Origin of the sequence: Mesorhizobium zhangyense, assembly GCF_011045115.1 — a bacterium.
GTDB classification, from domain to species: domain Bacteria; phylum Pseudomonadota; class Alphaproteobacteria; order Rhizobiales; family Rhizobiaceae; genus Mesorhizobium_M; species Mesorhizobium_M zhangyense.
In genome coordinates this window covers 1-22,631 of the sequence record NZ_JAAKZG010000010.1, presented here as the reverse complement: position 1 = coordinate 22,631, position 22,631 = coordinate 1, and the positions used below count along the sequence as shown (strand labels likewise).

22 protein-coding genes and 1 pseudogene are annotated in these 22,631 nt (G+C 59.2%); 8 read left to right on the top strand and 15 right to left on the bottom strand.

What is annotated here, in order from left to right:
* Window positions 1-22: 22 nt before the first annotated feature.
* The 4 genes from G6N74_RS20790 (at window position 23) to G6N74_RS20775 (ending at window position 4,521) form a co-directional block, all read left to right on the top strand.
* Window positions 23-847 carry an ABC transporter substrate-binding protein gene (locus G6N74_RS20790; protein ID WP_165119937.1) on the top strand — a complete coding sequence of 275 codons (825 nt, stop codon included), beginning with the start codon at window positions 23-25 and terminating at the stop codon, window positions 845-847.
* Window positions 840-2,837: a Fe(3+)-hydroxamate ABC transporter permease FhuB gene (fhuB, locus tag G6N74_RS20785; protein ID WP_165119936.1), complete on the top strand. Its 1,998-nt coding sequence runs from the start codon at window positions 840-842 to the stop codon at window positions 2,835-2,837. Before G6N74_RS20790 ends, fhuB begins: the two co-directional genes overlap by 8 nt.
* Before the next feature lie 32 nt (window positions 2,838-2,869).
* On the top strand, window positions 2,870-3,565 hold the full coding sequence (fhuF, locus tag G6N74_RS20780) for a siderophore-iron reductase FhuF (RefSeq protein ID WP_165119935.1): 696 nt from the start codon (window positions 2,870-2,872) through the stop codon (window positions 3,563-3,565).
* A gap of 440 nt (window positions 3,566-4,005) precedes the next feature.
* Window positions 4,006-4,521: a GNAT family N-acetyltransferase gene (locus tag G6N74_RS20775; RefSeq protein ID WP_165119934.1), complete on the top strand. Its 516-nt coding sequence runs from the start codon at window positions 4,006-4,008 to the stop codon at window positions 4,519-4,521.
* Between the two features lie 14 nt (window positions 4,522-4,535).
* Here G6N74_RS20775 and G6N74_RS20770 read toward each other — a convergent pair whose 3' ends face one another.
* The 6 genes from G6N74_RS20770 to G6N74_RS20745 form a co-directional block, all read right to left on the bottom strand.
* A complete protein-coding gene (locus tag G6N74_RS20770; protein ID WP_165119933.1) occupies window positions 4,536-5,603 on the bottom strand; it encodes a succinylglutamate desuccinylase/aspartoacylase family protein in 1,068 nt (355 codons plus the stop codon).
* Window positions 5,604-5,615: 12 nt separating this feature from the next.
* The gene (locus G6N74_RS20765; RefSeq protein WP_246245842.1) at window positions 5,616-6,365 is read right to left on the bottom strand and encodes an amino acid ABC transporter ATP-binding protein; all 750 of its coding nucleotides are present in this window, start codon (window positions 6,363-6,365) and stop codon (window positions 5,616-5,618) included.
* A 41-nt stretch (window positions 6,366-6,406) separates the two neighbouring features.
* On the bottom strand, window positions 6,407-7,066 hold the full coding sequence (locus G6N74_RS20760) for an amino acid ABC transporter permease (RefSeq protein ID WP_165120107.1): 660 nt from the start codon (window positions 7,064-7,066) through the stop codon (window positions 6,407-6,409).
* The gene (locus G6N74_RS20755; RefSeq protein WP_165119931.1) at window positions 7,056-7,715 is read right to left on the bottom strand and encodes an amino acid ABC transporter permease; all 660 of its coding nucleotides are present in this window, start codon (window positions 7,713-7,715) and stop codon (window positions 7,056-7,058) included. The genes G6N74_RS20760 and G6N74_RS20755 overlap by 11 nt, the downstream gene beginning before the upstream one ends.
* Window positions 7,712-8,587 (bottom strand): ectoine/hydroxyectoine ABC transporter substrate-binding protein EhuB, encoded by an 876-nt coding sequence (ehuB, locus tag G6N74_RS20750; RefSeq protein WP_165119930.1) that lies wholly within the window; start codon window positions 8,585-8,587, stop codon window positions 7,712-7,714. The genes G6N74_RS20755 and ehuB overlap by 4 nt, the downstream gene beginning before the upstream one ends.
* A gap of 78 nt (window positions 8,588-8,665) precedes the next feature.
* A complete protein-coding gene (locus tag G6N74_RS20745) occupies window positions 8,666-9,160 on the bottom strand; it encodes a hypothetical protein (RefSeq protein WP_165119929.1) in 495 nt (164 codons plus the stop codon).
* 143 nt (window positions 9,161-9,303) lie between these two features.
* Between G6N74_RS20745 and G6N74_RS20740 the strand changes: the two genes are divergently transcribed.
* Entirely contained in the window at window positions 9,304-9,513 is a 210-nt protein-coding gene (locus G6N74_RS20740) for a helix-turn-helix domain-containing protein (protein WP_165119928.1), read from the top strand.
* A gap of 112 nt (window positions 9,514-9,625) precedes the next feature.
* The gene (locus G6N74_RS20735) at window positions 9,626-10,480 is read left to right on the top strand and encodes a hypothetical protein (RefSeq protein ID WP_165119927.1); all 855 of its coding nucleotides are present in this window, start codon (window positions 9,626-9,628) and stop codon (window positions 10,478-10,480) included.
* A gap of 40 nt (window positions 10,481-10,520) precedes the next feature.
* On the opposite strand, the gene G6N74_RS20730 is transcribed toward G6N74_RS20735, so the two are convergent.
* The 3 genes from G6N74_RS20730 to G6N74_RS20720 form a co-directional block, all read right to left on the bottom strand.
* Complete coding sequence (locus G6N74_RS20730) at window positions 10,521-10,697, bottom strand: hypothetical protein (RefSeq protein WP_165119926.1); 177 nt, start codon at window positions 10,695-10,697, stop codon at window positions 10,521-10,523.
* Window positions 10,698-10,793: 96 nt separating this feature from the next.
* Window positions 10,794-12,257: a DUF1254 domain-containing protein gene (locus tag G6N74_RS20725; RefSeq protein WP_165119925.1), complete on the bottom strand. Its 1,464-nt coding sequence runs from the start codon at window positions 12,255-12,257 to the stop codon at window positions 10,794-10,796.
* 539 nt (window positions 12,258-12,796) lie between these two features.
* Window positions 12,797-13,081, bottom strand: coding sequence for a hypothetical protein (locus G6N74_RS20720; RefSeq protein WP_165119924.1), 285 nt, complete (start codon window positions 13,079-13,081; stop codon window positions 12,797-12,799).
* Between the two features lie 167 nt (window positions 13,082-13,248).
* Between G6N74_RS20720 and G6N74_RS20715 the strand changes: the two are divergent.
* A pseudogene (locus G6N74_RS20715) lies at window positions 13,249-13,681 on the top strand (DUF6841 family protein).
* A gap of 213 nt (window positions 13,682-13,894) precedes the next feature.
* On the opposite strand, the gene G6N74_RS20710 reads toward G6N74_RS20715, so the two are convergent.
* The 4 genes from G6N74_RS20710 to G6N74_RS30850 form a co-directional block, all read right to left on the bottom strand.
* Window positions 13,895-14,836, bottom strand: coding sequence for a hypothetical protein (locus G6N74_RS20710; protein ID WP_165119923.1), 942 nt, complete (start codon window positions 14,834-14,836; stop codon window positions 13,895-13,897).
* 240 nt (window positions 14,837-15,076) lie between these two features.
* Window positions 15,077-15,256: a hypothetical protein gene (locus G6N74_RS20705; protein WP_165119922.1), complete on the bottom strand. Its 180-nt coding sequence runs from the start codon at window positions 15,254-15,256 to the stop codon at window positions 15,077-15,079.
* A gap of 458 nt (window positions 15,257-15,714) precedes the next feature.
* A complete protein-coding gene (locus tag G6N74_RS20700) occupies window positions 15,715-18,627 on the bottom strand; it encodes a calcium-binding protein (protein WP_165119921.1) in 2,913 nt (970 codons plus the stop codon).
* Window positions 18,628-19,205: 578 nt separating this feature from the next.
* A complete protein-coding gene (locus tag G6N74_RS30850; RefSeq protein ID WP_246245867.1) occupies window positions 19,206-19,346 on the bottom strand; it encodes a hypothetical protein in 141 nt (46 codons plus the stop codon).
* On the opposite strand from G6N74_RS30850, the gene G6N74_RS30845 reads away from it, so the two are divergent.
* A complete protein-coding gene (locus tag G6N74_RS30845; RefSeq protein ID WP_312857905.1) occupies window positions 19,306-19,485 on the top strand; it encodes a DUF1194 domain-containing protein in 180 nt (59 codons plus the stop codon). The two genes, G6N74_RS30850 and G6N74_RS30845, sit on opposite strands and share 41 nt — an antisense overlap.
* A gap of 402 nt (window positions 19,486-19,887) precedes the next feature.
* Here the strand turns inward: G6N74_RS30845 and katE are convergent, their stop codons facing one another.
* Window positions 19,888-22,002, bottom strand: a complete 2,115-nt coding sequence (katE, locus tag G6N74_RS20690; RefSeq protein ID WP_165119920.1) for a catalase — start codon at window positions 22,000-22,002, stop codon at window positions 19,888-19,890.
* 211 nt (window positions 22,003-22,213) lie between these two features.
* Window positions 22,214-22,631: ATP-grasp domain-containing protein (locus tag G6N74_RS20685; protein ID WP_512698583.1), on the bottom strand; the 418-nt coding region annotated here is incomplete at its 5' end.

The following is a 22,631-nucleotide window of genomic DNA, read 5'->3' as shown; positions in this document are numbered from 1 at the left end:
CGCCCCTTTCGCGTCGCTTGGCTTGGCCCCGCTCCGTGCCGCATCGATCCCGCGCGTCGTTTCGCTTGACCTTCTGCCGACCGAGCTTCTGCTCACTCTTGGCGTAACGCCGCTGGCGGCAGCCAATCTTCCCCTCTATCGCCGGCTTGTGGCGCAACCGATTCTTCCTGACGAGGTAACGGACCTCGGACCTCTTACCGAACCGAATGCGGAATATCTCCAGTCCCTCAAGCCGGATGTCATCGTGCTGGCATCGTGGCAGGTCGGCGGGCTCGACCGGCTGGCCCGCATTGCACCGCTCGTGCCGTTGCAGACCATTTCCGGCGATGTTCCGGCGGTCGATCATATGGCAGCGCTGCTGGAAAAGATTGGAAGTCTTGCAGGGCGCGAAGCGGAAGCGACGCGTTGGGGTCAGCAGGCAAATGAAGCTTTGTCGGCGGCACGCGCTACGCTCGGCCCACGCTCGGCGAGGCCGCTCTATGTCTGCCGCTTTTTTGAGAATGGCCGCAATGTCGCGGTCTTCGGGGGAAACGGGCTCATCGGTGATGTCCTGCGGCGGCTCGGGCTGAGCAACGCTTGGCAAGGTCGCGTCAACGCTTCGGGTGTCGCCTCCGTCGGGATCGATCAGCTTGCCGGCAATCCCGAAGCCCGCATAGTCCACTTCAACCGCGGTCCAGAGACTGCGCGTGCGCTGGAACGGCTTGCCGAAAGCGCCCTGTGGAATGCCTTGCCCGCCGTACGAAGCGGCCGCGTGACCACGATGCCCGTGATCTATCCGAGCGGTGGCGTCTTCACGGCGATGCGCTTTGCCCGCCAGCTTGTCGACGGACTTCCCGAAGATGACTGATCTGGCCATTCCACAAAGATCCGGCAATCGGGCTGCATTTCTTGGGAACCTTTTGCTGTTCCTTTCGCTGGCGCTGCTTGCGCTTAACCTGCGAAACCTGCTGCCGGTCGACACATGGATCGAAACTCTTGTCGGGTTCGACCCGGCAAATCTATCGCAACTGATGGCGCGCGACGTGCTGATGCCGAGGTTCGTCATGAGCCTGCTTTGCGGCGGTGCGCTCGGGCTTGCCGGACTGGTGTTCCAGCAGGTGCTGCGCAACCCGCTCGCCGAACCCGGCACGCTTGGTGTGTTTGGCGGCGCCAAATGCGCGCTGGCGATAGCCATCCTCTGGGCGCCGGGCGCCCTTGCTCTTGGCTGGGACGTCGTCGCTTTTGGCGGTGGCATGATCGCGACGCTGGTGGTTCTCCTGCTCGCATCACGCCAGGGTTTTTCGCCGCTCTCCGTCATCCTCGCCGGTTTGATCCTTTCGCTCTGCCTCAATGCGCTCGGCTCGATGCTGATGCTCGTCCATTTTGAGGCGCTGAGCGACCTCTATAACTGGGAGGCTGGCTCGCTGGTCCAGAACAACTGGAGGGGCGTGCAGGAGCTGCTGCCCCGGCTCGGGTTCGTCCTTGTGGCAACTGTGCTGATGATCAGGCCTTTGACGTTGCTGGATCTCGAGGCCGGAAACGCCCGCAGCGTCGGTCTGTCGCTCGCCACGGTGAGAACATTGGCCATCGTCATTGCCGTCGTGGCCAGCGGCTTCGTCGCGGGCACGGTCGGGGTGATCGGCTTCATCGGGCTTGCCGGGCCGGCCATTGCGCGCCACGCCGGTGCGCGGCGGTTCCGCGACAGGTTGTGGGCCGGCCCTCTCGTTTCTGCCGGGCTGCTGGCGTTCACCGATCAGGGTCTCGTTCTCGTTTCCGGCGGCATGGAGATCCCGGCCGGTGCCGTCACGGCGGTCGTCGGCGCGCCGCTGCTCATCTGGCTCATGCGAACGATACGATCGTCGCAAAGGATGCCGCAAAGTTCCGGATCAACGGCTGCAAGGCAGTCGCGCGACGACCTCACTGTGTTCTGGATCGTCGTGACTTTGGCAGCACTTGCGGTCGCCATCGCCGTAGCGCTGGCTGTCGGGCGACTGCCGCAAGGGTGGCATATCGCGCTCGGAGACGAATTCGGAGACCTTACGCCCTGGCGGCTGCCACGGGTGACGGCGGCACTCGCTTCCGGCGGGATGCTCGCCATCGCAGGCATGCTGATGCAACGGATGACCGGAAACGGTCTCGCAAGTCCGGAAATGCTTGGCATCTCGTCGGGTGCGGCGATTATCCTGTTGCTGGTGACCTTCCTTCTGCCGCCGCTCGACCGCATCACCATGATGGGCCTGTCCAGCCTGGGCGCCGGCCTGGTGCTGGTCATGGTCCTTTGGCTCAGCCGCCGCTCCGGCTTCTCGCCGGAGCACCTGCTCCTGACCGGCGTGGCGCTCAGCACCGTGCTTGGCTCAACGCTAACCTTTCTGCTCTTCATTGGCGATGTCCGCGTCCTGCGTGTGCTGAACTGGCTGTCCGGATCGACCTATTCGGTGACCGCCACGGACGCCACGGCCATCTGCTTGCTGGCAGCCGTGTCGCTTGTCCTTGTGCCGTTCCTGGCGCGCTGGCTTGCCATTCTGCCGCTGGGCGCGGCCACCTCGACAAGCCTCGGCCTGTCGCTCGGCCGCAGCCGTTTGATCCTGCTTCTGGCAACGGCTGTGCTGACAGGCACGACGACGTTGATCGTCGGGCCGCTCAGCTTCGTCGGGCTGATGGCGCCGCATATGGCGCGGCTGCTCGGCGTAAGGCGGCCGATTGCGCAAACATATGTGGCAGCAACGATCGGTGCGCTCCTGATGGTGCTGGCGGACTGGATCGGCCGAACCGTTGCGTTCCCATGGCAGATACCGGCAGGGCTCATAGCGACCATGCTCGGCGGCGCCTATTTCGTGGCGTTGTCATTTCGACGATGATACCGGCGCTTCAACCCATCTTCCGCGGCGAGTTGGCCGCGCTCGGCGAACAGCTTGTCCTCCAAGACGATCCGCGTCCCTATGTGCCGGGCGCCGATCTTCTTGACGAGCGCAGGCTTGGTGCGTTGCTCGCCCGCTTTGCGGAAAACTATGAGCAGCCCGATCTTCCGGCCGTTGCGACCCAATGGTCCAAATGGCATTTTTCCGTGCTACTCGCGCCGGTTCTTGCCGCCAACATCATTGCCGACTGGCAGCTTCCAACGGACTTGGAAACCATCGGCGTGATCCTTTCCGAAAACAGCCGTACATCGGCGATACGCCTGTCCGGCGAGGGGAGCGCAGTTCGCCCAGCCGACGCCCATGAGCGCTTCGGAGTGCTTATCGAGCGGCATCTGAAGCCCATTATCGCCGCGCTGTCCCATGCAAGCGGCCTGCCGCAGAAGGTTCTGTGGAGCAATGCCGGAAACGTTGCGGAAAACGTCATGCGCGAATGTGAGACGTTTCTTGGCGCCGGTCATGCGGGCGTACAACACGGCAACCTGCTCTTTGCGTCGCGGAACTGGCCGGATGGAAGCAGGAACTGGCTTTACCAGCCGGTGCGCTATGTGAAGAAGGGTGACGAGATACACCGGCAGCGACGCGTCTGCTGCCTGCGTTATTCGATCCGTTCACTGGCTTACTGCAAGAGCTGTCCACTCGATGTACCGCGCAGCCGAGGGGCAGAATGAGTGGTGACACGGGATCGAATGAAGTCAGTTAGGCGAAGTGATAGTTCAGCCTACTCGACCGTGAATCCGTCTTGGGACAACGCACTCTGCGGAGCCTATGCAACAGGTGGCCCGGTTGCGGCGCTGGCCATGACACCAAGGAAATACTGCCGCTGCATGCTCGCCCCCTGGCTTCGAACGAAATTCCCTAACGCTGAAACGAGTACCGTTAAGGTGCAAAATAACACATCCCGTCACAAACAAGCGTCGCGCGTCCTGGGCAGCAGCGACTTGTCGCTCTATGCGCTGCCAGGCTCCGGCTGGTGAAGATGTTTCGGCGGATTTATTCGTCAATCCACAGATACTGGTATGGCCGGCTGGGCGGTCTGCCGTAATCTTTGTGGCTGGCCACCGGATGGATCAGCCTTCGTGCTTTCCGGCGGGCTTCCGGAGAGATGGCCATGAATATTGTTCTCAGACCGCTCAAACTATCGGATTGGCATCTCGTTGCTTCAATTGAGCTTGATGCCGAGCAGGAGCGATTTGCCGGCGGCGATATGGACGCGATCTTTCTGGCTCTGCAGACCAGCAATTTTTCGGAAGCGCTGCATCCCTTCGCGATTGTTGCTGATGCCGACGTGGTCGGGTTTTACGTGCTGCGAGAAGGACCGGCATTGCCGGCCTGGGCATCGAAGGACGCCGTTACCCTGCACAGTTTCAGGGTGAGCCGAAGTCAGCAGGGCAAGGGATATGGAACTGTCGGACTGAAGCTGGCCGCGCGGTGGATTGCCGCCAATCGACCCGAAATCCAACAGCTGATGCTGACGGTGAATGCTGACAACCCTGATGCCAGCGCGCTTTACCTGCACTGCGGATTTCGCGCCACCGGCGTCATTTTCAAGGGGCGGATCGGTCAGGAACGTGTTCTTGCCTGCGAGATCGATGCTTTGTCCAGGCATTCGGGGCAGCCGGAATAGAAGGATAGCCAATGTCACCTGTTGTGGTTTGCCGCCTGCAATTCTTGGTGGCGGGACCGCGCAAGTGATGCTTGCGTGCCGATATCGGCCATGACCTTGTACAGACAGTCACCCGGCGCGGTCAGGGATGGCGCGCGCCGGCAGGCCACAAGCCCGGACTGCCTGAAATGCACCGTCTCGACCTGATGCATCGGCCAACCGATCGGGTGGACCCTGCCGGCTAGTTGTCCGGCTTTCACAGGTTCACCGACCTCGGCCGCCGGCTCGAATATGCCGCTCGTGAGCGCATAGGTGAAGGCGTCTCGACCATCGACCTTCATTAGCCGTGTCCCTGGCGCCGGGTCGACTTTGATATCAGGCAGGATGCCATAATGTTTCAACACACGGCGCACGCCCTGCTCGGCAAGCTGGAGGCCGTCCCGGGAGAGACCAGCGCCGCCGCCAAGCTCGGCGGTGAGGGCAGGGACATTCAGTTGCTGGGCGACAGCAGCCAATGTCGTGGCACCGCCACCGCCGGATCCGTCGCTGATCGAGCTGACGGGTGCTCCAAATACCCCCAACAGTTCGATAAGCCTGGCCGTCTCCGCCTGCGTTCCACCGGCCCTGACCAGGGCGCTTGGCAAATAGTGCAGGGAGCGGCCGCCGGCATGCAGGTCGATAACGATATCGGCCATCGGCAATAGAACGTCGCTGACATAATGCGCGATCATCTGCGTTGGTGAGCCGAGCGCGTCGCCCGGAAACAGGCGATTGAGGTTGCCGTCGTCAAGCGGCGAAACGCGTCGCCCGGCTTCGACAGCTGGAAAGTTCAGTGCCGGCAGGATGATGATCCTGCCGCGGACGTCGTCCGTGCCAATCTCCCGTGCGAGATTGCTCAGGGCAATCTGGCCCTCATATTCATCGCCATGGTTTCCGGCGATCAGGAGAGCCGTGGGACCGCTGCCGGACTTGATGCAGACAATCGGTATCGGCACGAACCCGTAGGCCGAGAGATCGGTGGAATGGGGTAATCTCAGACAGTCGCGTTGCTTGCCATCGGCCTCATAGTCGACCGGTGTCCAGATTCGTGTCTTGCTCGTCATAGGGTCTCGGCCTCAATGCAGGATTTTTTCGAGGAATTGTTGGGCGCGGGCATGGCTCGGTGCTCCGAAGAAGATGTCGGGCCGGGCCTGCTCGACGATCCGACCTTGATCCATGAAGATGACCTGATCGGCGACTTCGCGGGCAAATCCCATCTCATGGGTTACGCAAAGCATGGTCATGCCCTCGGATGCCAAACTGACCATTACGTCCAGCACCTCCTTGATCATTTCCGGATCAAGCGCCGAGGTCGGCTCGTCAAACAGCATCAGGCGGGGACTGAGACAAAGGGCACGTGCGATTGCCACCCGCTGTTGCTGGCCACCCGACAGCTGGGCCGGATACTTTTTGGCCTGTTCGGGAATGCGCACCTTCTCCAGATAATGAAGCGCGATGTCCTCGGCTTGCCTGCGAGACATCTTCAAAACCCGACGCAGGGCCAGTGTGCAGTTCGATAATACCGTCAGATGTGGAAAGAGATTAAAACTCTGAAACACCATGCCGGTATCGCGCCGCGCAAGCGTGGTCTCCTTCGCGTTGTCGCCGAGTTTTACGCCGCCAAGCGCGATCGAGCCGCCCTGATAGGTCTCGAGTCCATTGATGCAGCGGATGAGCGTGGATTTGCCGGAACCGGATGGCCCGCAAATGACAATCCGCGAGCCGGCAGCTACGGTAAGGTCGATATCCTTCAGTACATGGAAACTGCCATACCATTTGTTGAGCCCGCTGATTTCTGTGGCCATGTCTGGAGATTGCTCTCGCATCGAAACTCCTCGATCGGGTTGTATGAGAATGGAAGGCCGGATCATCGCCTGTTCGACCCAAGTAGACGCGTCTCGACCCGCTTGACGGCCTGCGAGATCGCGAGTGCCAGCAGCAGGAACAGAATGCCGGCAACCGTCAGCGGTTCGGCATAGCGGTAGGTGTCGGACGCAATATCGAAGGCCTGACCGAGCATTTCCGGCACAGCAAGCACTGCGAGATAGGGCGTCGCCTTGAGGATCGACACGAAGTAGTTGCCCAAGGGGGCTGCGATGTTGCGCAGCATCTGCGGGGCTATGATGAAGATGATCGTGTCGATGCGGCTGAGGCCAACGGCTCGTGACGCCTCCGACTGGCCCTTTGGAATGGCGTCGATGCCTGCCTTGAAGACCTCGGCCAGATAGCCGCTGAAATAGACGCTCAGGCCCAGAATGCCGACGGTGAGCGCGCCAAGCCGGATGCCGTAGAAGGGAAGAACAAAATACAGGAAGTAGAGCCAGGCCAGAACGGGTGTTGCCCGGATGAAGTCGATCAGGAAGCGAACGGCATACCCGCTCAGTCCACCCGAGCGCCGCAGCATCTCGAAGCCGAAACCTATGCCAGCCGCGCCGAGGCAGCTGATCAGCGCAACCAGCAAGGTCGTGCCAATGGCGCCCAGTATCGTCGGCACGGTCGAGAGCGCGAAGGAAAGATCAAAGCCCACGGGCAAGCTCCCTTCCTGAACTGATCCGCGCTTCCAGCAATCGGCCAAGAATGGCGATCGGGTAGCAGACAACGAAATAGGCAAGGAGCAGCGAGGTGTAGATGCCGACCGGATTGTATTCGATCTGCGCGATCTCCTTGGCGCGGAACGTCATGTCGGTCAGCGTCACCAGCGACACGAGCGCTGTTGCCTTCACGAGCTGGATGAAATGGTTGACGAAGGTCGGGCTCATCGCCACCAGTGCCTGCGGCAGCTCTATCAGAAGCAGGATCATCGACCGCGACAGGCCGAGCGCCTGTCCGGCTTCCTTTTGCCCGCGATCGAGCGACTGCAAACCGGCGCGAACCGCCTGGCTGGCGTAGCCGCCGATGTTCAGGCCCAGCACCATCGCACTGACGGTCACCGCCGACAGCATCAATCCCACCACGGGAAGCGCATAGTAGAAAACAAAAAGCAGGATGATGACCGCCGAGCTGCGCCAGAATTCGATGATGCAGGTGACCGCAAAAAGCACCGCCCCCTTCGCGAGATACTGCGCAACACCGAAGATCAGCGCGAAGGGGACGGCGAACAGCAAACCATAGCCCGTCACCGTTGCCGTGACGTCGAGGCCCTGCAGGATGCCGAGCCAGATATCGAAAATGCTCATTCGCCCGCACCGCACAGTTTTTCAGCGGTCATGGTGTCGGGCACTGCCTCCGGCGCGCCGAAGCCGTATTTCTCCATGATCTTTGCGAGCGTCCCGTCCGCCTTCAGCCGGGCCAGCTGCTCGTCATAGAGTTCGCGCAGGTCGCCGTCCTCGCGGCGGAAGGCGATTGCAGCGAAGTTCGCCTGATCGTCGACGATCTCGAAGGGCAGGGCGCGTTCTATTCCCGCGGCCTTGCCGTTCGACAGCAGGCCTATGACCGTCGGCGAAGACAGCACCGCCACGTCGATCCGGCCGGCGCGCAGGGCCGAGATGTTGGCCTCGATGTCCGGGAACAGCAGCATCCGCTCCTGCGGCACGCCCATGGCGATTGCATTGCGGGCGACCACGCTGCCGCGTCCGGCGCCCATCGTGATCTCGGCCTGCGCGGCGATATCGGCGTAGCCATGAATCTTCTTGGGATTGCCGGAAAGCACGATCGCCGCATCCGGAACTTTCAGGTCCGGCATCCCGAACAGAACCTGCTGGCACCGCTCCGGCGTGATCGCCAGGCCCGAGGCCACGGCATCGAACCGGCCCGCGAGCAGGCCGGGGACCAGAGCGCCGAACTCGGTCACGCGGATGTCGAGTTCCTCAACGCCGAGCTCGGAAAAGGCAGCCTTCAGCAAATCCGGATGCCAGCCTGTCGCTTCGCCCGTCTTGTCATCGCGAAAACCCCAGGGCGAGCGGTTGTGGATGCCGATGACGATCTTGCCTTCGCGCAAGATGCGTTCCTTCGTCGTCTCGGCGATAGCAGCACTGCTGGCCGCGACCAGTGTGAAGGACGCCAAGGCGATCCAAAGGGCTGCTCGCAGCGTTCGAATTCCACGGTTCATGCTGTTCTCCCATTGTCGTGAACTGTTGGCGCGGTCGCTTTTTTTGTTTTTGGGCGCGACCGGGCATTCTGTTGATGGCTATGGCTTGTCCGTTCTGCACGCGTGGTCGCGCGCAGCGACTTCCCGCAAATCCGCAAGTACCGAGCGAAGCTGCGGCCAGGGGAAGGCGGACGGGTCCTCGTCGGCTTCGCTGCAGCCGGTGATCATCTCGAGCTTCGCCATTACGCCGGAGAGGCTGTGCGCAGGCGTGGTTGCAACCGCATCGATCAGACGCTGTTCCGCATCCATGGCGTCGATCTCCAAGGCGCGGGCCATGGCGTGGTCGACCCGGTCCTGCGCGGGGCTTGCAGGCGTGTTCAGAAGGCGCGTCTCGTGCCGCTGCTGTAGCCGGCAAAGAACGTGGGCGACATGATGCGCTTCCTGCCATTTATTCAGCAGCACCACAGCCGGGTCGGCAGGCTCGCACCCGCGCCGCTCCGAGGCGCCGTCCGGCCTTTCATCCACAGGACTTCGCTTCCGCCGCAACCGAGAGGTGACGAAGGGCAAAGTCGTGGTATTGTCGGAATCAGCCATGATCCGAGCTCCACAACAGCTTAGGTCTGGTCAGGTCGTGTGGGATGTTTGCCCATCCTGCACGACCGCATTGCACGAACGCATACTGACTGCACTCGATATTATGTCAAGGTTATAATTTGATAACACCGGAACAAATTCGGATGGCTCGAGCTGCGTTGCGGTGGGGTGTCAGAGAACTGGCGCGCAATGCACAAGTGACGGCTGCAACGATCACTCGCATCGAGAATGGGAAGTCTGCACATCCTGCAACATTGCTCGCCATACGTGCGGCTTTCGAGGCGAGCGGTATCGAATTCATACCTGAGAATGGTGGTGGGGCAGGGGTGCGACTTACTCGCCGGTCTATGTGATTATGGCCAAAAGCTAAACGGTCAAAGAAAGCTGCCGATGCTGAGCGAGCCGACACCGAGAGCGAGCATTTACGATTAAATTGATGAGAGATGGCGCACGATCTACGCTGACATGCACCGCAATCCCTCGCCTCGCGACGGGTTCAACGAGCTTCTGCTGGAAGCCGAGACCGAGGCGCGAGCTGCCACGACGACTGCGCTTCAACCACACCTCGCCATCTTCGAGTTTGGTCTAGAGTTTCTGTCATACGTGCACATTGCACTGAGCTCCACGGAGGGTCACGGCCCATCGAGTGAGCATACGCGAGCTGCGTGGGCGCTGACGGGATCTGCGGTGTCGTTCGGCGTGTCAGTTCGGACGTTGGTGATCTCGGGACTGGACACACCCGCTCGCGCGATCTTGCGCACATATGTCGAAGCTCTACTTCTCTGTACGGTAGTCTTACATGACCCTGCGTTGGGGAAAGCTTACGTTGCCGCTGATACTGACGCTCGGGTCAAGGATTTCTGGCATTCCACGGCTTCGCCGAAGAGATTGCACGAGAGAATCATTGCGATTGAGAAGAAAATCGGATTCGACACAGAAATGATTGATGCAATGACGAAGTGGCGCCGGGAAGAATATGAGATACTCTCGCAGTCGTCACACCTGTCCTATTTAGCTGCTGCGCTAACGGTTGTATCCGGCAAGCTTGGTAAGGGAGATGAGTACGCGCCGGCCATTTTCGGACTGGCCTCAACGCACTCGCCTCGCACAATCTTCTATGCTGCGGCAGCTACGTGGTACTTTTCGCGGGTTAGCAACCCGGTCCTGTTGGGGAAAGAGGCGGGCAAATGCGCAATTGTCCTCGACAAGGAAAATGAATGGCATCAGCGCATGGTGGCAGCACGCGACACCCTATCCGACGTGATGCGGAAACATTGGACTGCATCCTCGAGCCAAACCGGTGGTCACGTCGAGGTTTAATTTCGGCGAAGAAGAGTCCTTTGGCTTCACACCACAGGAGCTAACCTAGCAGCCGGAACGCCAGAATGACGCAACTGGCCGCCACGGCACTGGCCAGAAAGGCGCGACTGCGCTGCCATTGCCATCGCAGATATTCCAGCCAGCCGAGCGACGCCTTCCATCGGACGAATGCCTGACGCTGCTCTTCTTCATAGGCTCGATCGGAACGCCATCCCATCGCACCCTCCCTGCCGAGAGCAGAGTAGGGCGTCAGAGAACTGCCGCGCAATACACAAGTGACGCCAGTTTGAGATTTGCATTGGCTCTCAAATCTTCACTGTACGCGTTTGATCCCGGGTGGCACCCATGTGCCGTTCATGACGGTAGCGCGAGGCGAATACAGTCGCAGGGTTGGCTGGATCGCTCCAGATGCCGGTGATGGCAGCCAGTTGGATTCCTTGTCCGCACCAGGCGATTGCGCCTGGATGTAGATGTCGAGCGAGCCGTCGGCATTGAACTTGAGCTTGTCGCGATCGCCGATGGCGAAGCGATTGATCGGGTTCGGCACCTGAAAACCCTGCTCGTCATACATGGTCAGAGACCAGAAGGCGTCGACCGGCGGCAGCTCATTCTTGTTGAAATGCAGGACGTACTTGTTCGCACCGTCGAGCTGCTTGCCTTCACTGTCGACAAACGCTGCGGGATAGACGGCATCGGCCGGCAGGTTGGCACCCAGGCCGGCGAGCGCCACCAAGGCACGCTGCAGGTAGGATGTGCCGTAGGTGCCCATGTTATCGGTTGCGATGTTCCAGCCGTTAACATGCGTGCCTTCTCCACCTCGCTTGAGGAAAGCAACAACGTCGCTCAGCGCCACTTTCGCGGCATCGTTGATGAGCGCTGTTGTCTTTGCATCGAGCTTGCCAGCATCCCAACTCTGACCCGGCTCAAGTCCAAGTGCGCGCATGCGAAACACGATCGGGTAGTCGTTGGAGTGCGGTGGATATTTCTTCAGCAGCTCGGCAAAACGCGTGAAGAACTCGACGCCGGTCATCTTCTCCACCTGAACCAGCGGCGGCGTCTTTGTGTCCACGCCCGCTTCGACAGGAGATGTGGCTGGCGGCGCATAGGATTTGCCCCACTGGTCGAGAGGCGTCAGCTTCAGCCCATCCTGAACCTTATGAACATTTTCGTAGTCGGACGGACCATTGGTCTGGACGCGACCCATCATCCAGATCGTCGACGTCGGCGCCTCGATGCGCTGCACGCCTTCGGGAAGATCGCCCTGCCAGCTGGGCGCGACATAGGCGAAATTGCCTGCACCCGTGCCGGTCGTCCGCGAGCCGAGCGAGGAAAATACATCCGTCCACATGTCTAGGGTGGGGATGAGGTAAAAACGCCCGCCGGTGTCGGGAACCGACAGCACGATCGGACCCTTGCTGAGGTCCAGCCATGCGAAGGAGTACAAGGTGTCGAAGTTGAAGCGGACGACATCCTTTGCGTCGGCAGCCGGATATGTCCGGAAATAGGCGAATTGGTTGATCGGCGCGCGCCCGTGGACGGAGGTTGCGTCGGGCACCGCCGTCGTTTGCCGCATCGTCGCGTCCATCAGCACGATGGGATAGGCGTACTGGAACACTTCGCGCGCGATTTCCTGGACCTTCTGCTCGGACAGCGCTTCAACCTGCGCCGGACGGCTCGTCGGAGTGGGCGAAGCTTGCTCTTGAGCGAGGGCGGTGTGGGCGGTGCCGGCGGCAAGGATTGCAACGCTGACAATGGATGCGATCCAATTTTTACGCATCCGTGACCATGCCTGCGGTTGGCGTTGAGATGGGTTTTCCGTTGATGAGACATGCAACATCTAAAATCTCCACCTGGAATGAGACCGGGTTGCTGAACCTGATGACTGAATCGGGAATAACCATTCCGTTGTGGCGGTGCTAGTTGGACCTTGGCCCATTCATTCCACTCTGGTGGAAATGCCCGTTTCTAACTGTCTGATTGATCAGAGCGTATTGAAAGCTCTTGCCTCATCTCGACACAAAGCTCGGGATTCAGGTTAGAAATCCATAGATCAGTACCGCGCCAACAGCACACGCCACGCCGGCCACAAAGGCGCGGCTGCGCTGCCATTGCCATCGCAGATATTCCGGCCAGCCGAGCGACGCCTTCCATCGGACGAATGCCCGATGCCGCTTTTCTTCATAGGCTCGATCGGAACGCCATCCCATCGCACCCTCCCTGCCGAGGGCAGACTATACCACAGATTGTAGTGTCGACGGTTATGCTAGGCCCAGACTGCTGGCACGCGATTTCGCAACGCCTGGGGATGGGTGTCGTCTAACGGGTTCTTGCGCGCGTGTGTTTCCGGGCGTCAACATGACGAGCCGCGGACGGCTTTATCGATCTGCCGAAGCGAGACAACACCTCCTGCAACAGTAGGCCGGGATCAGTCATTCCGGTTGAATACAAGGACAAAGCGGCGCTAGCTATGTGCTCGACCTCATCTTGCGTGGTGATCGCCAAACGATCGATAGCGGCCCTGGAGACGAAATTCAGGACTTCGAGCTCTTCCGGCGTGAAAATGCATTGATGTGCAATGTCGGCATCAAGAAACCTACCCATGGCAGCCTCCTTCACCAAAGGTGATAGATTAATCTGGGCCGTCCAATCGCTGCAACAAAATTTGACATAAGAAGCCCAAAAAAACCCATCCCACATGGCCGCCGTTCGCACGCTAGGAGATGAATGGGTCCCTTGGACCCTTTCAGAACATGACTGGAGAGAAAATGATGGAGACCAGCGTGCGAAAGCTTTTCGAGCGATATGAGCGCTTTTTCAATAAATCCCTCGCCGGCGACATGGACATGGATGAGGTTGCATCGCTGTACGCTTCCGACTTCATAGCGGCCACACCTGCCGGGGTGATGACCGGAAAGAACGACGACCATCTCAAGCAGGTCATGGCCAAAGGCTATGCGCACTATCGGGAGATAGGGACGAAGGAAATGCGGATACGCAATGTCCGCATCTCCCCCATGGATGAGCATCAACTGCGTGGCCCATGTTGCCTGGACTGCAACCTATACCCGCAAGGATCAGCCGGATGTCGGAATAGATTTCGATGTCCACTACTTCGTGCAGAAGCTGGACGGAGACCCGAAAGTTTTCGGCTGGGTGTCGGGCGACGAGCAGGCGCTTCTGAAAGAGCACGGCATCATCTGACGGCCGTATTCGGCTCTCAAGCGATCGACGCGCATTCTTCACCGCCATGATCGCTACCCGTGGCGCACTAGAGACGGGCCGTATCGAGTTCATTTCTGAAAGGGTGGATGGGCCGGGGATTGCTCGCCTTTCTGGCCCTTTTGATTTCGCGGATCAGAAGTGGGCTGAACGATCTCTGCGAGGCTTTGCATCGATCCCGACTGACGGGGTCGTTCACGATTGCTCGGCAACCCTGAGCATGGCGTAGCAATTCTCTCCGCCGGCCGAGACTTTTTCATAGACCTTTCGCGCCTCTAGAAGCCATTCGCGGTGGGAATCGTATCTGGTCTCGACCGCAGGAATCGGTTTTAGAAAGAGGAATTTCGGGCCCTGGCTCAAGAACCAGCAGGAGCGCCCGACGAGACGCCGGCTCCGGTCTCGGAGCCAGGCATAGTCCCACAGCACATCCAGCACCTCACGCTTGACGCTGCTGCTAACACCCGGGTCGGATACTCCCTCGTCAGGCTTGCGATCCCCAAGCGCTGCCCGTAGATCGCCATAGTCCTGACGAAGCTGCTCCGCCGCGTACTCCAGGTCCGCCTCATCCTTGACCATGCCGAACCAGAGACTGGGATCAATTTGGTTCACCAACGGCGACGATTGGAAATCGCCAGAGAACTTCATCGCAGCAAAATCTTCGAGATCGATCTCGCGCTGAAGCAGTTCAATGGCCTCGACCTGCCTGGCGAGGTCCGGGCCGGTTGCCGTTACCGCTCGGTTCGACCCACCGTCCTTGGGATCAATATAGTCACCTCCATCATCGAGCACGGGATCAATCTCGGCGACGAATTCAAGCAGTGGCGCCGCCCGGCTCAGCCTTACGCCAAGCTTCGCCAAAAGCTCCTGCATCTGTGACTCTTGTCTTTGACGCTCCAGGTAGCCCTGCTGGAAAAAGAATATGAATAGAGAAACCGCGATTCCCAAGAGGATCACGCCAAGCTGCGAAAATGTATTGCGATAATATTCGAGCTGCTTTTCCTTGTGGCGCTCGTCGCGCTGTGTGTAGTGAGCGACCTGGTTGTTTATGAAGACCGAAACCATGAGCAGCAACGCGCCCAGCAGCCCGAGCATGACGATCATGATATGGCCGCCGCCGAACATCGAATCCAAGCCCATCGCCCAGTTCCCTCTACACCCGCTTCATCATACTCGCCGTGATCACCAAGATGATAGGCTCCATGCGATAACGCCCGCATGCTTGCCCGCCTGACCCTTCGCTGTTCCGATCACTTTCCTCGGACTGTTGCTCCACAGGATCGAACGCCGGCTGAAGATCGCCTTTCTCGTCTCGGTCGAACGCCGTGACAACGATCCGCTTCGGCGCCCTTTGCTGTGGCAAGGCGTTATCGGACATGATCAGCCGGCCGCCGCGTCTCCTACGGGTCGGGGGATATCGCGAGCCAATAGATCACCCAGAACTAGCGATGTCTCGCGCAAGAGCTTCTTGACCTCGGCGGCGGGGATTTTCTCAAGATGTTCGGCGGCATCCAGAAGCTCAACGACCAATTCCACGCCGCGCGCATGAAGTTGTGGCATCGCATCCTCCAATGAGAGGCCGGCGCAATGGTAGCTTGCTGACAGCTGCGCCAGCCAATGCGGTAACAACCCTGCCGGTCGGCCGCGAAATCAGATAATCACGGAATTCTTTGCCGTCCAGCAATTTTGATTGGAACGGTCGCGGCGATTGCGGCGTTATATCGGCGCCGCCCATTTCGGTTGCCACGCCATGGCGGCACGTCGCCGGCGTCCCCCCTTACTCCCCGGCGACATAGAGCCCGCCTTCGCCGCCCTCGCGATGGCGGGCTTTCTTATTGTTAATAATGTGTGTTCCACATATTAGCGGCCTCCTTCCGCGTCTCGGTCGAACGCCATGACAACGATCAGCTTCGGCGCTTTCTGCTGCGGCAGGACTTTGCCGGACATAATCAGCTAGCCCAGTGATATCCCGAGGGTCCCGCGAATTCCGTGTCAGAAGGACGCGCTTTTGCTTTTACCTACACGATAAAGAAGTCGCCGGCCGTCATGGCAAGTCCCGGGGCAAGGGTGGCGAATTTCGTTGCCGCCGCTCCACCGAGCCCGTCCTTGTCGAAATACAGGTCGCCGGTTGTCTTGTTGTAGACGATGCGATCAGTCGCGTCATGCGCCGCACTGCCGGTGTGAAAGGCCCCCACCGAAAGCCATCCGTTCGCTAGGCCGGTGAAAACCGAATTCTCCAGCTGGATCGTGTCCTGCGCGACACTGTAGTCCGTGATCTTGTCGATGTTGGTCGAGCCGAGACGGGCATTGAAGTGGAAGGCGTCGTTGCCGCTTCCGCCAGCCAGCGTGTCCTTGCCTGCGCCGCCACTCAGCAAGTCGTTGCCGGCCCCGCCGCGCAGGACGTTGTTGCCGCTGTTGCCGATCACCGTGTTGTTCAGGCTGTTGCCGTTGCCGACCAGATTGGTCGTGCCTTGCAATTCCAGGCGTTCGATATTCGCGCCGAGTGTCAGACTGATTGACGAACGAACAGTATCGGTGCCTTGGCTCGCCGCTTCAATGGTCTGGTCGCTGAGGGAGTTCACGACATAGGTGTCGTTGCCGGTGCCACCATACATGGCGTCGTTTCCAGCACCGCCGTCGAGATGGTCGTTGCCGACACCCCCATCGAGCTTGTCATTGCCTCCTAGGCCATTGAGGATGTCATTGCCTTCTAGGCCGTGGATGACATCGTTGTAGATGCCGCCATTGATCGTTTCGCTGGCGGGAGTTCCGTAGATTGCACCGGGGTTGATCGTGACGATCGTCGACGGGATCACTCCGGCAGGAAAAGGCCCGGAGGCCAGAGAAAAATTAAGGGCAAAGGTTTCGGCTACTTCCGAAATCTTGTCCGAAAGGATGTTGACCGTAACCGCCGCGATAGTCTGGCCGGCGGCAAAGGTCACCGAACTGTCGACCAGCTGAAAATCGCTCCCTGCAGCCGCTGTCTGATTGGTTGTTGTAATGTTGAAAGTCAGATTGCTCGGTGCGGGCCTCGAAAGCGTTACGAGAATTTCGAGCTGTTGCGTGGCTGAGCTTTCGGTGACAGTCGCATTCGTTCCCGTCACGGCTATGTTAAGACCAACCCCATCGGCCGGATCATCCAGAATGAACCCGGCCTGCCGCAATACTGACTTGCCTCCGGCTAGGGACGCGTTTGCAGGATTGGTGAGTTCCAGGAAAATTGTCTCATCACGCTCATCGATTGAGTCGCCGGTCGCGCGGATGAAGATGCTCTTGGAGGTTTCGCCCGGAGCGAAGGTCACGATCCCATTGTTGGCGCCGGAGGATGCAGGATCCCATAGATCGGCATCCGAGGCAGTGCCAAGGCGTGTGTTGAAATTGACCGTTACGGCGTTCAGGCTCGCCTCGGACAGGCTGACGATATAGCGAATGTAGTGCGAGCTGCTTTCGACGACCCCTTCGCCGCCTGAGAGGCTGATGACCGGACCCGAGCCCGTGTCGTCATCGAGGATCGTTGCGGTTCCGACCGCTCCATCTGTGCCGATCGAGGGGTTTGCGGGAGGTGTCACCACCAGGGAGAACCGCTCGGTTGCTTCAGAAACCGTGTTGCCGATAACCGGAATTGTCACATAGGCAACGTCCTGCCCGGCTACGAAGCTGACAGTCCCGCTCTTGGCGACATAGTCCGTTCCGGCGACCGCGGTTCCGTCGACGGTCGTATAGTTGGCCGTGAATGCCAGCGGCGCCGGCTGAGAAAGCCTGATCTCGAAGACCACATTCTTTTGGCCGGCGTCCCCTTCAAGGACGACCGGATCGGAGACGAAAAGAGCAAGATTGGAGCCGGCACCATCGTCATCAAGAATGACGCCGCTTTTGGCAATGGTCGGTTCGCCGCCTTCGATACGGGCGCCGTTGGGGTCGAACAGTTCAACAACAATATGTTCGTCGCGTTCGTCGACCGTATCGCCCGTAGTGCGGATAAAGATGTCCTTGGATGTCTCACCCGGCGCAAACGTAACGATGCCGTTGGCGTCGGAGAAGGTTGAGGGGTTCCAGAGATCATCCTCCCCTGCCGTGCCCGCCAACAATGTGCGATAATTGACGGTAACGGCATCGTTCGCTGCAGCAGACAGGGTTACTGTGAAACGTATGTAGTTCGAACTGCTTTCCGTGACCGCGCTGCCGTTCGAGAGAGAGATGACAGGTGCCGGGCCCGCGTCGTCTTCCAGGATGGTGGCCGTACCAACGGTCCCGGAAAGATTTATCGTCGGAGCGCCGGCATTGGGCTTCACGGAGAGGAAAAACGTTTCAGAGGCCTCGACGGTAACGTCGCCATTGATCTGGACCGTCACCGTGGCTACTTCCTGACCAGCTACGAAGTTCAAGGTTCCGGATTTGGCGACGTAGTCCGAGCCTGCCGCTGCCGAGCCGTTGATCGTCTGGTAGGAGGCGCTGAAGCCCGCTGGCGCGGGTTGAGAAAGCCTGACCTCGAAGGTCACGAATTTGGAGCCGCTGTCGTCCTCGACTATGACGGGGTCGGAAACAAAAAGGGCCAGGTTGGACCCAGGTCCGTCGTCGTCAAGGATGACGCCGCTTGTCCGCAAAGTGGCCGTGCCGTCGAAAAACATGCCGTTCGAGGGATCGAACAGCTCCAGCACAATATGCTCGTCAACTTCATCGAGGCTGTCGCCTGTGGTGCGGATGAATATATCCATCGACGTGACGCCAGGGGCGAATGTAACCACGCCGTTGTTGGTGGCGAATGTTGAGGGGTTCCAGAGGTCGCTTTCGCCGGTAGTGCCGGCGAGAAGCGTACGATAATTTATGGTGACGGCATCGACTGCCGGCTCTGAGAGGGTAATAGTGAAACGCAAGTAATTGCTTGAACTCTCGACAACCGAATTGCCTGTGGCTGAGATCGTGATCGCCATATATCCCCCAGATGCCCGTTCTCCGGACATTTTATATGCCGCCGCCGTTTTCGTTCTGCGGCCTGCCGGCAGTCAGAACGCGTCAGCAGTCGACGTTGCAACGTTTCCAGTAGTGCTCAGCCAAAGCTCGTCCGACACTCCCATCTGGGGTGTGTAGGGCTGCGTCTATTGTCTGATTTTCTGGCGAAAAAAGGCGTATGCCTAACCGGGAAATCTAACCCTTAAGGTTTCATGGCGATCGAAACGCACGACGACAATCGACGGCATCGGCCTCTTCTGCTGAGGTAAGGGGTTGTCGGACACGCTCGGCTTTCATGTAATTAGAGGCCGACATGACGAGGGTTCAATTCATCGCGCCAGCCCATGCAGCCAGCGGACGCAGCTACGCAATCAGACAATCTCCGAATTTCCTGCCGTTCCAGTGTTTTTGATTGGAACAGTCGCGACGGTCGAAAGCGTTAAACCTGCGCCGCCTATTTCGGTTGCCACGCCATGGCGGCACGTCGCCGGCGCCCCCTTACTCCCCGGCGGCACAGAGCCCGCCTTCGCCGCCCTCGCGATGGCGGGCTTTCTTATTGTTAAAAAAATTCAGACTGGCGAGCATCCATCGGCAAATCGGCAGCCCATTTAGCGCGGCGGCGATTGTATTCTTCCTCGAAGCGGTCACGCTCGAAGGCCATCGCCATACCGTCAACGATTCCCGGCGAAAAACGAGACATTGCCGACTATTTCGCCAGGAATGTGATTGGCGGTATTGGATCTTTTGTCATTTCGCCGATTGGCAAAGCGGACTATGCATCCGCACTCCGCCGCAAACTTGTCTTAGAGATCGGTATGGCGGTTTCTTCCAGGTGGTGATCCAGTTCATAACTCTGATGAACTCAGGGACGGCACAGTTGGAACGGCTAGCCATATCTCATTCAGACCAGCGTGGGGCTTCGGCCAAGACAATACCTTGTCCACGAAGACAGGAAATCCTGTGCCGACAAAGACGTGCTTGACCGCGCTCCGTGAAGCCAAGTGCCCGCCTACATCCGTTTTTCTTGGCCATGACCTGCCATTGCTGATGGCGACGCCATTTAACGCGCGCAAGGCGAGTGCGTTGTCGTGATCAGCACTCAATCACGGGCTGATCCAGTTATCCAGCTCAGGCGCGCAAAGCTCGTGAAGCATTGTCGAGCGTCCTCGGCCGGTGTGGTACACATTTACCCGCCGCTCCGAAAGGAGCGGCGGGTATTTTGCGGTTTATGGGGATGACCTCTAAGCTTTGGACTCTCTGCTCCAGACCCGAAGAGAGCCGAGTGTTTTGACAAACTGGACGGCATCCTTTGCCCCGGAGAGTTCAATGATGCCTTCGTCGAGGCCGTCAGCAATACCGGCCTTTTCGAATATGGGTTTTGCCGGTCCGACATAGCCGATGAACTTGCAATGCGCGTAGGCATCGGCAACGAAATCGCGCATGGCCGGATCTTTCAGCAGATCTGCCATCGCGTTTTCGGACGGAAGAAGCGCAACCGCATCGTAAAGCACGGACGGTCCGCCGCCGATCATCTGATCCGCCTCGATCAGGCTTCCATCGCTGGCTTTTGCCCCGCCGACCTTTGGAGCGATGATCTCGAAATTCGCACGCTCTTTCACCAATGCAGCAGTGAGTGCCTTCAGAATTGCTGCATCTGTTCCATCGGTGACCACAATGCCAAGCTTGCGGCCTTCGAACCGTTCCGGCCCTTTTGCGAGGATGCTGAGGGACGGCGCAGCATCGAGATCCTGGCGCGTCGCGACGGCCGCGTCAGCGGGCTTGGGCATGGCCCTAATCCCGAGAGCGATGCCGACCTCGTTGGCCAGTCCTTTGTCAATGTTGAGCAGGTGAGAGACGATCCGCTCGCGGATAACCGGTGTCTTGACCTTGCTAAGCTCGAAGGTGAGTGCTGCTGCGATATGATGCTGCTCCGGCGGCGTCTGGCTGATGAAAAACTGCCGCGCCTGGCTATAATGATCGGCGAAACTTTCAGCGCGAATGCGTTGCTTGGGTCCTTCCTCCACGTCTGCAAACGATCGAAATCCTCGCTCCGGAGACTCCCTCGGGCCTTCTCCCCACGAGTTGGGCTGGTAATTGACGCGGCCGACCGGGTTGCGCATGGCCATGTGGCCGTCCTGCTGGAAATGATTGAAGGGGCATTTGGGGGCGTTGATCGGGAGATGCGTAAAGTTGGTGCTGCCCAGCCGCTTGATCTGGGTGTCGAGATACGAAAAATTGCGGCCCTGAAGCAGCGGATCGTTTGAGAAGTCGATGCCCGGCGGCACGTTCTGCGTCATGAACGCAACCTGCTCGGTCTCGGCGAAGAAGTTGTCCGGCATGCGGTCGAGTACCAGGCGGCCGACGGGAATGGGCCTGAGAACTTCTTCCGGAATGAGCTTGGTGGCATCGAGAATGTCGAAATCGAAGCTATCGGCAAAATCCTGGTCGAAGAGCTGAACCTGCAATTCCCACTCGGGGAAGTTTCCGGATTTAACCGCATCCCAAAGGTCACGGCGGTGGAAGTCGGGGTCAGCCCCATTGATCTTGACGGCCTCATTCCAGACGACGGATTGCAGGCCGAGCTTCGGCTTCCAGTGGAACTTTACGAACGTCGACTCATCCTTGGCATTGACCATGCGAAACGTGTGGACGCCAAACCCCTCCATGAAGCGGAAAGAGCGGGGGATGGCGCGATCGGACATCACCCACATGATCATGTGCATGCTTTCGGGCGTCAGCGATATGAAATCCCAGAAATTATCATGCGCGGACTGGGCCTGGGGGAAACCGCTATCAGGCTCGGGTTTCACCGAATGGATGATATCGGGAAACTTGATCGCATCCTGTATGAAGAAGACCGGGATGTTGTTGCCGACGATGTCCCAGTTGCCTTCCTTGGTGTAGAGCTTGACAGCAAAGCCGCGAACATCGCGCGCCAGGTCAACCGAGCCCTTGCTGCCTGCCACGGTGGAGAAGCGCACGAACGCCGGCGTCTTTTCTCCTGCCCGTTGGAAAATGTCGGCCCGTGTATAGTCCGCCAGAGAGTCATATGTTTCGAAATAACCATGCGCTCCATAGCCTCGAGCGTGGACCACGCGCTCGGGTATACGTTCATGGTCAAAGTGAAAAATCTTCTCTCGGAAATGAAAGTCCTCCATCACCGTCGGGCCTCGATCGCCGATCCGCAACGAGTTTTGATCGTCTGAAACCGGCCCGCCTTGGGCGGTCGTCAGAATAGGCGTGTCTCCCGCTGCAACCTGGTGAAGCTCACCGCCATTGCCTTTGCGCAGTTTCTGATCGTGGATAGATATGCTTGCCGTTGAAGCCTTGTCGGAACGGCCTGATGTTTTCGCCATTGGGTTCCTCCCTTTTACTGATCGCGCACGGCATGACTGTCCGCCTTCGAGAGGAAGGGGCTGCCTAGCTACTGTTTGATCATGATGTGGTTGCGATCACCGTAAACGCGGCGCGCGAAGCTTCGTTCCGTAAAGTCGGCTGCTCATTGGCGGCAGCCTGCATCCGTGCTGCCGCCTGACAGCGAGCGCATGACCGATTTTGCTGCGTCCCTCAGAGCGTGGCCAGCCGTGAATTCGGCATGGCATCTCCATACGCTTGTCGCAGCGCCCACTTCTCCTCCAGGGCAGCGATGACACTTGTGGCAAAATCCGTCTTGTACATGACGGAGAGCCGCGTCAGCCCGCCTGGCGTGAAGACGTTGATTTCCAGAAGTTTGTCGCCGACGATATCGAGTCCAACCAGGAACATTCCGTCGCTAATCAACTTGGGACGCACCATATCGGCAATGCCCAACATCGTGGCCGTTACTTTGACTTTGCGGGCGGTTCCGGCGGCATGAATATTGGACCGAACGTCACCTTTGGCCGGAACGCGGCGAAAGGCTGCATAATTGCCATCGCGCGCAAGCGGTAAGCCGTTCATCAAGAAAAGACGCACGTCACCGGCCTTGGCTTCAGGGATGTAGGCT

Bases quoted from the DNA above. Each gene is read 5' to 3' on its own strand.
- fhuB (WP_165119936.1), top strand. From the start codon at position 840: ATGACTGATCTGGCCATTCCACAAAGATCCGGCAATCGGGCTGCATTT.
- G6N74_RS20740 (WP_165119928.1), top strand. From the start codon at position 9,304: ATGGCTCGAGCTGCGTTGCGGTGGGGTGTCAGAGAACTGGCGCGCAAT.
- G6N74_RS20720 (WP_165119924.1), bottom strand. From the start codon at position 13,081: ATGGGTAGGTTTCTTGATGCCGACATTGCACATCAATGCATTTTCACG.
- G6N74_RS20775 (WP_165119934.1), top strand. From the start codon at position 4,006: ATGAATATTGTTCTCAGACCGCTCAAACTATCGGATTGGCATCTCGTT.
- G6N74_RS20745 (WP_165119929.1), bottom strand. From the start codon at position 9,160: ATGGCTGATTCCGACAATACCACGACTTTGCCCTTCGTCACCTCTCGG.
- G6N74_RS20700 (WP_165119921.1), bottom strand. From the start codon at position 18,627: ATGGCGATCACGATCTCAGCCACAGGCAATTCGGTTGTCGAGAGTTCA.
- G6N74_RS20765 (WP_246245842.1), bottom strand. From the start codon at position 6,365: ATGCGAGAGCAATCTCCAGACATGGCCACAGAAATCAGCGGGCTCAAC.
- G6N74_RS30850 (WP_246245867.1), bottom strand. From the start codon at position 19,346: ATGTCTCGTTTTTCGCCGGGAATCGTTGACGGTATGGCGATGGCCTTC.
- ehuB (WP_165119930.1), bottom strand. From the start codon at position 8,587: ATGAACCGTGGAATTCGAACGCTGCGAGCAGCCCTTTGGATCGCCTTG.
- G6N74_RS20710 (WP_165119923.1), bottom strand. From the start codon at position 14,836: ATGGGCTTGGATTCGATGTTCGGCGGCGGCCATATCATGATCGTCATG.
- G6N74_RS20755 (WP_165119931.1), bottom strand. From the start codon at position 7,715: ATGAGCATTTTCGATATCTGGCTCGGCATCCTGCAGGGCCTCGACGTC.
- katE (WP_165119920.1), bottom strand. From the start codon at position 22,002: ATGGCGAAAACATCAGGCCGTTCCGACAAGGCTTCAACGGCAAGCATA.
- G6N74_RS20705 (WP_165119922.1), bottom strand. From the start codon at position 15,256: ATGCCACAACTTCATGCGCGCGGCGTGGAATTGGTCGTTGAGCTTCTG.
- G6N74_RS20730 (WP_165119926.1), bottom strand. From the start codon at position 10,697: ATGGGATGGCGTTCCGATCGAGCCTATGAAGAAGAGCAGCGTCAGGCA.
- G6N74_RS20725 (WP_165119925.1), bottom strand. From the start codon at position 12,257: ATGCGTAAAAATTGGATCGCATCCATTGTCAGCGTTGCAATCCTTGCC.
- G6N74_RS20735 (WP_165119927.1), top strand. From the start codon at position 9,626: ATGCACCGCAATCCCTCGCCTCGCGACGGGTTCAACGAGCTTCTGCTG.
- G6N74_RS20770 (WP_165119933.1), bottom strand. From the start codon at position 5,603: ATGACGAGCAAGACACGAATCTGGACACCGGTCGACTATGAGGCCGAT.